The organism is Salinibacter altiplanensis, assembly GCF_002894645.1.
Lineage (GTDB): Bacteria > Bacteroidota > Rhodothermia > Rhodothermales > Salinibacteraceae > Salinibacter > Salinibacter altiplanensis.
In genome coordinates, this window is the sequence record NZ_NCQY01000004.1 from 119,988 (window position 1) to 126,100 (window position 6,113).

General features: G+C 63.1%; 7 protein-coding genes and 1 pseudogene. 3 read left to right on the forward strand and 5 right to left on the reverse strand.

All coding sequences use genetic code 11. The features are described 5' to 3' along the window. The first annotated feature begins 97 nt into the window (after window positions 1-97). Window positions 98-343 carry a DUF3098 domain-containing protein gene (locus B7R93_RS02995; protein ID WP_157942164.1) on the forward strand — a complete coding sequence of 82 codons (246 nt, stop codon included), beginning with the start codon at window positions 98-100 and terminating at the stop codon, window positions 341-343. On the opposite strand, the gene B7R93_RS03000 is transcribed toward B7R93_RS02995, so the two are convergent. Further along, on the reverse strand, window positions 344-1,660 hold the full coding sequence (locus B7R93_RS03000; RefSeq protein WP_232797946.1) for an exo-beta-N-acetylmuramidase NamZ family protein: 1,317 nt from the start codon (window positions 1,658-1,660) through the stop codon (window positions 344-346). It abuts the gene before it with no gap. Next, window positions 1,657-2,094, reverse strand: coding sequence for a nucleoside-diphosphate kinase (gene ndk / locus B7R93_RS03005; RefSeq protein WP_103019362.1), 438 nt, complete (start codon window positions 2,092-2,094; stop codon window positions 1,657-1,659). Before ndk ends, B7R93_RS03000 begins: the two co-directional genes overlap by 4 nt. A 271-nt stretch (window positions 2,095-2,365) precedes the next feature. Here ndk and msrA point away from each other — a divergent pair, with 271 nt between their 5' ends. After that, on the forward strand, window positions 2,366-2,926 hold the full coding sequence (gene msrA, locus B7R93_RS03010; protein WP_103019363.1) for a peptide-methionine (S)-S-oxide reductase MsrA: 561 nt from the start codon (window positions 2,366-2,368) through the stop codon (window positions 2,924-2,926). 55 nt (window positions 2,927-2,981) lie between these two features. Here msrA and B7R93_RS03015 read toward each other — a convergent pair whose 3' ends face one another. Then, entirely contained in the window at window positions 2,982-3,659 is a 678-nt protein-coding gene (locus tag B7R93_RS03015; RefSeq protein WP_232797947.1) for a ComF family protein, read from the reverse strand. A 448-nt stretch (window positions 3,660-4,107) separates the two neighbouring features. Between B7R93_RS03015 and B7R93_RS03020 the strand changes: the two genes are divergently transcribed. After that, window positions 4,108-5,256 (forward strand): tRNA-queuosine alpha-mannosyltransferase domain-containing protein, encoded by a 1,149-nt coding sequence (locus tag B7R93_RS03020; RefSeq protein ID WP_103019365.1) that lies wholly within the window; start codon window positions 4,108-4,110, stop codon window positions 5,254-5,256. A 12-nt stretch (window positions 5,257-5,268) separates the two neighbouring features. Here B7R93_RS03020 and B7R93_RS15130 read toward each other — a convergent pair whose 3' ends face one another. Both B7R93_RS15130 and B7R93_RS03025 read right to left on the reverse strand, forming a co-directional pair. Then, window positions 5,269-5,532, reverse strand: a complete 264-nt coding sequence (locus tag B7R93_RS15130) for a hypothetical protein (protein WP_157942165.1) — start codon at window positions 5,530-5,532, stop codon at window positions 5,269-5,271. 377 nt (window positions 5,533-5,909) lie between these two features. Further along, a pseudogene (locus tag B7R93_RS03025) lies at window positions 5,910-6,113 on the reverse strand (hypothetical protein); the annotation flags it as partial.

The following is a 6,113-nucleotide window of genomic DNA, read 5'->3' on the forward strand; positions in this document are numbered from 1 at the left end:
TCTTGCTTCTGGAAGAGCGGTGCCTTTCGGCTTCTGAAACGCACTGCCTTCGTCCCTGCCTCGGCGTGTCGCCCTGTACTTAGGCCCCCTCTGCTCCATGCCCAATCCTTCTCGGCGCCAGGATCAATCCGGGACGCTTGTCTTCGGAAACTGGAACTACGTGCTCTTGCTGATCGGTGTGGCACTTATCGTGGTGGGCTTCACCGCCATGTACCTTGAGGGGGCGTACCAGGGCTTTGTTTCTCTGTACGTCGCCCCACTTCTCATCGTGGGCGGGTACGCCGAAATCATCTATGCTCTTCTGTGGGCGCCCGACGAGCCCTCCACGGCGGAGAATCAGTAGCTAGCGGCGTGCGCTCTCCACTCCGTAGAGCAGAGCGGGAGTTCGTCGGTCGCGGAAGGCCGACACCGCCTCCGTCCACGATGCAATGATTGCCTCCGGGGACGCACCGCCCCGGAGCTGCGTCAACAACCGATCGGTTCCCGCCAGTCGCGTAAGATGATCGGGCCGGCTCACGAACGCGGTGTCGCCTCGCGCCTGTGCGCGCTGATGGAGGGCATGGAGGGCATGCAGGCCAACCTTCACCGGCTCTACGGCGCGCCGGTCCGTTACGCGCACCTCAAAACCGTGCAGCCGTTCTCCCTCGAACCGAGGCGCCGGGGCTCCGGGGACGGATCGGGGCGTGAAGGCGGTCGTGTCCACCGCCACCCCGGCCAGATTGCGAGCGCGGAGCGTATCGACCACCTGCTGTGCCGCCGCCGGCGACCACGGCACGCCAATCTGGCGAAATGGAGCGTCCGTCCCCCGTCCCTCACTCACACGCACACCCTCAAAGAAGCACATTCCTGGGTACAGCAGCGCAGTCTCCCAGGTCGGCAGATTGGGGCTTGGGGGCCTCCAGTCCCGCCCCGTGTCTGGCCATTGCATGTCGCGCGACCAGCCTTTCATTTCTACCACCGACAAGTCGAGTGCCCCGACGCCCGGGAGCAGCTGTTCGGCCTGGATGTAGCGGGCCAGTTCCCCAATCGTCAGGCCGTATGTGATCGGGATTGGATAGCGCCCCACGAACGAGGAATAAGCGGGCTCCAGAACAAAGCCGTCCGCGTGCGCCCCTCCCAGTGGGTTTGGGCGGTCGAGCACCACGAACGACAGTTCAGCCTCGGCGGCCGCCTGCATCGACAGGCCCATCGTGGTGATGTACGTGTAGAACCGGGCGCCCACGCCCTGCACATCAAACACGAGAGCGTCGAGGCCCGCGAGCATTTCCGGCGTCGGCCGACGCGTGTCGCCATAGAGGCTATAGACCGGGGTCCCCGTCCGGGAGTCACGGTCGTCCTCCACGGCCTTTCCGGCCCCCACCGTTCCCCGAAACCCGTGCTCCGGCGCAAAGATGGCCTCGAGCTCCACCGTGGGGGCCGCCGCAAGCCGATCCGCCAGGTGCGCGGTGTCGACCCGCGTCGTGTGATTGGCAATCAGCCCCACTCGCTGGCCGGACAGGGACGCAAAGTCATTCTGGGCCAGCACTTCGGCCCCCACCCGGACCGGTGCCGTCTTCTCTTTCGGGGCACACCCGACCAGCATCGCAGCCATCATCCCCAAGAGCAACAGCCCGCGCCGCCCCCAATCCCACACGCGAAGAAGATCCAGCAAGACACTCATGTATTGGCTGTATTGGCGACGATCTCGTGTTCGGGAAAGAAGTAGCCGGTCTCTTTCTGCCCGTTCGACGGGGAATCGGACCCGTGGACGATGTTTTCCTGGATGGATCCGGCAAAGTCACTCCGGATGGTTCCCTCCGCGGCCTCGTCCGGATCGGTGGCCCCGATCAGTGCACGAAAGTCCGCGATGGCATCTTCCTTTTCGAGGACGACGGGCACGCACGGCCCGCCCGACATGAAGTCGGTCAGGTCGTCGAAGAACGGCTTGTCCTCATGCACCGCGTAGAAGCCTTCGGCCTCCGCCTTCGACATGGTGATCATCTTCATCGCGCGGATCTGAAACCCAGCGTCCTGAATGCGACGAAGAACCTCGCCAACCTTTTCCTTGCGGATGCAGTCGGGCTTGAGAATGGCTAGTGTGCGCTCAAGGGCCATAGCTATGAGAGTGTTGGAGTGTGAGAAATGGTGAAACGGCGTTGGTCGTAGAGTTGCAGCTTCAATACAACTTTTCACCTGCAAGCTGACAAACGTAAAGTACGGGATACAGGCCTCTTTGCCTTCCCGCTGGTGTTAGTCATCCGTGAATCCCCAGGGCCCGCTCGTAACGAGTATGCCATCCACATTTCTTCCTCTGCCTCCCTGGCAACAGGACTCCCCCGCATGCATTGGAGACGCCCTGTTCTTCTCATAAGTCCTTTCTGAACCCGTGTCAAGTTCCAATCACGCAACCATCGGGGGCGGCTGCTTCTGGTGCTTAGAAGCGGTCTACGAAGAGGTGAGCGGCGTCACAGACATTGTCTCCGGCTACGCCGGGGGCCACGTCCAGAGCCCCTCGTACCGGCAGGTCTGCAGCGGCACCACCGGCCACGCCGAGGTGGTACAGCTCACCTACGACCCGTCGGGGATCGAGTACCAGGACCTCTTGGAGGTTTTCTTTACCACTCACAACCCGACCACCAAGGATCGGGAGGGGGCCGACGTGGGCCCGCAGTACCGCTCCATCATTCTCTACCACGACGACGAGCAGCGCGAGACTGCCGAGAGCCTCATCGAAAATTTGGAGGCCGACGGGGTCTTCGGCGATCCAATCGTGACTGAGGTGGAGCCCCTCGACACCTTTTACCGGGCCGAGGACAAGCACCAGGACTACTACGAGCGGAACTCGTCGCAGCCCTATTGCCAGACCGTCATCTCGCCGAAGGTAGCCAAGCTCCGGAAAAAGCACGCCGACAAGCTACAGGGACAGGCCACAAGTCCCTCGTCCTAACCTCAGAAGAGATGGGCAGGAGACCCGTGGACATCCGTCTGGTGGGAGCGCAGCGTCACTGCCGGGCGAGTCCGAGCGTCATGAGGTAGAGGGCCTCGGCCCCAGCCTCAGCCAGCGTTTCCCCGGCGGCCACGGCCGTAGAGCCGGTCGTGAGCACATCGTCGACCAGCAGCCAGTGTCCGTGGGCCGCCGCCGGGTCGGCCGCAAAAGCGTCACGGACATTGCGCCAGCGCGCCTCTCGGTCGAGGCCGGTCTGCGAACGAGTGGGGTGCGGTCGGGTCAAAAGATCAGGACGGTCGGAACAGCCCAGTGCCTCGCCCGCCCCTTCTGCAAGTGTGGCACTCTGGTTATACCCCCGCTCCAATCGGCGCGTCCTGTGAAGTGGCACCGGCACCACGCCCTCCGGGATGGGATGCCGCTCCGCAAAAGCCTCCCCCATGAGTCGCCCCAGCGGAACCCCGTAGTGCGGGCGGTTTTGGTACTTGAGCGCGTGCTGGACGGCCTGTAGGGCTCCCCCTTTGTCAAAGATCCACAGGGCGAACGCCCCCTCAAACACTCCCTTCCCGGCCGGCAGCCGATCGAGCCGGGCGGCCACCTCCATCTCGGGCGCCCGCTCCAGCGACCGCAGGCATGTTGGGCAGAGCGGAAGCCGCGGCGACTCCGCCCGCCCCCCACACCCGAGGCACCGCGGCGGATAGAGGACGTCAAGAAGGCCCCGCGCACAATCACGCAAAACCGGAGGAACCCGCAAGAAACCAGACGGTCGCTCGAACATCTCGGGCGTCTCCCCTCTGATCGGCGCTTCCACCAACCCAAAGGGGGCTATTTTCAAAAAATACTGTTGACAGGACGCTTCTCTTCTCCTTTGGCAGTGTATAGGTTCTTGTGTATGGAGTCAACATGAAGAGATGTTCGGGGCCGTCAGCGTAGTCAAAACCGGATCCAGTTCAACGAAGCCTGTTTGTCAAGGGGAGCGGATCCGAGGCCGTAAAGGAACCCGTCCTTGTTCGGCCGGCCTTGAATCGAGGTCGGAGCGGCGAAGGGATGTGTTCTCGCCCCAACGTCTCTTCCGAGGGCTCTGCACACATCGTGCACTCCGGCACACGCCGTGCTGAGTGAGCGTTTCGACGATTAGTAGCCGTCCACCTCCGTTCCTCGCCCTCCGATTGTCGATTCTCTCGATGAACGTTCTTGCCCTCGAACCCTGGTACAGCGGGTCTCGCCGCCACTTTTTGAATGGGCTTGCCGAGCACAGCACTCATGATGTCCGACGGGTGACCATGCCGGGGCGGTTTTGGCAGTGGCGAATGGAAGGCGGGGGCGTGACCTTGGCCCAGAAGGTGCGTTCGGTCGTAGACGAGGGCTTCCGGCCCGACCTGCTTTTTGTGACGGACATGGTCAACCTGCCCGCCGTGTTGTCGCTGGCCCGCCCCTGCCTCGACGACGTGCCGACCCTCGCCTACTTCCACGAAAACCAACTCACCTATCCGGTGCCCCCCAGTGAAGAGGGGAAGCGGGCCTACGCCGTCACGAATTACCTCTCGGCCCTGGCCGCCGACCGGGTCGTGTTCAACACACAGTCGCACTTCGACGAGTTTATCGAGGCGCTTCCGCAACTCCTCCGCGACTTCCCGGACTTTACGAACATGCACACCGTGCGCGACATCCGCGACAAGAGCACGGTGCTTCATCCCGGGATCGACCTTGCGGCCCACGACGAGTACAGGGACACGGGCCGCACCTCTCCCGGCACGGCCCCGCCCGTCGTGCTCTGGACCCAGCGGTGGGAGCACAACAAGAACCCATCGGGCTTTTTTCGGATGATGAATCGGCTCAACGACGCCGGGGTGCCGTTTCGGCTCATCCTAGCCGGCGAGCACTTTCGCGAACAGCCGGAAGAGTTTGAGCGGGCCTTCGAACGCTACGCCGGTCGCATTCTCCACTACGGCTACGCCGAGGACTTCGATGCGTACAGCCGTCTGCTGCACCGGGCCGACGTGGTCGTCTCCACGGCCCGCCACGAGTTCTTTGGAAAGGCCATTCAGGAGGCTATCTACTGCGGCTGCCACCCGGTCCTGCCCAATCGCCTCAGCTACCCGGAGCTGATCCCCGAGACGCACCACCGCCCTCTTCTCCACGCCCCCATCCTCTACGAGGACGAAGACCATCTTTTCGGGGTGCTGCGATCGATTCTGGAACGCGAGGAGCGGCCCCTCCCCCCCGACACGCTTCACCAGATGCCCGAGCCGCTCGACTGGCGCACCCACGCCGAAGGCTACGACGAGCTGTTCGAGGCGACGGCGTCGGAGCCCGCTGCGGTGGCGGCGTGAGTCTCTCCCTTGTTAGAGGGAGAGCGATAACTGAAAGAGGGACGGCTGGGATGGCGCGTGTGACGGAAGAGGTGGGGGCGGCGGAGTCGGGGGACGCCCCCCATCCAAAATGGTCAAATCGGCTCCTCGAAGGATGCGAATGCCCTGCACAATTGCCCACACGCCGTAGGCCCCGGCAACGACGGCGAGCGCACCAAGAGCTGCCCCAAGGGGGAGGAAGAGCTCCTCATCACTCGAAAACAGGTGATACGTACCAATGCCACCGATAACAGCCATGGTCACGCCTCCGGTTCCGATGGCGAGCAGGCCGCCGCCGATTATGATTCGATCTGTCTTCTGTGAGGTATCAGCGCTCGTGCACGGGAGGCCTGAAATGGTGGAAACCGATCTGCAAGAACGGGTCAGCGGAAGAAAATTGGACCGGTTTCTCACAAGAGCGCGAGTCGGAGCCGGACCCTGTGGAGCGAACGTGGCCTTCCCCACACGATCTGCGGGACCCGGGTTGGGGCGGAGCTGTGCGTTGCAGGGGACAGTCGCAAACAACAGAAACAGACAGGCACTACCAACGAGGATGCGCATGGGACCCTGTCGTCTGTGGGAGAAGCAGGGGCAGTTGCCTACGCGCCGCATCGGACTGATCGTTCCAGCGGCTCCTACGGCCGGGTGACACCGTAAATTTTCCTGCTGCCGACGTTTACCATGTGGTTCTCGCCTACGCCGAGCGGGGAGAGATAGGTAAACCGGTCGTCCTCCGAAAACTCCGGCGGGTGGCTGTGCCAGATTACCTCCCCGGTCTCGGCATCGAGCACCCACAGCTCCCCGCCGGCCCCAGTATAAAGAACCGGCAAAAAAAAAAA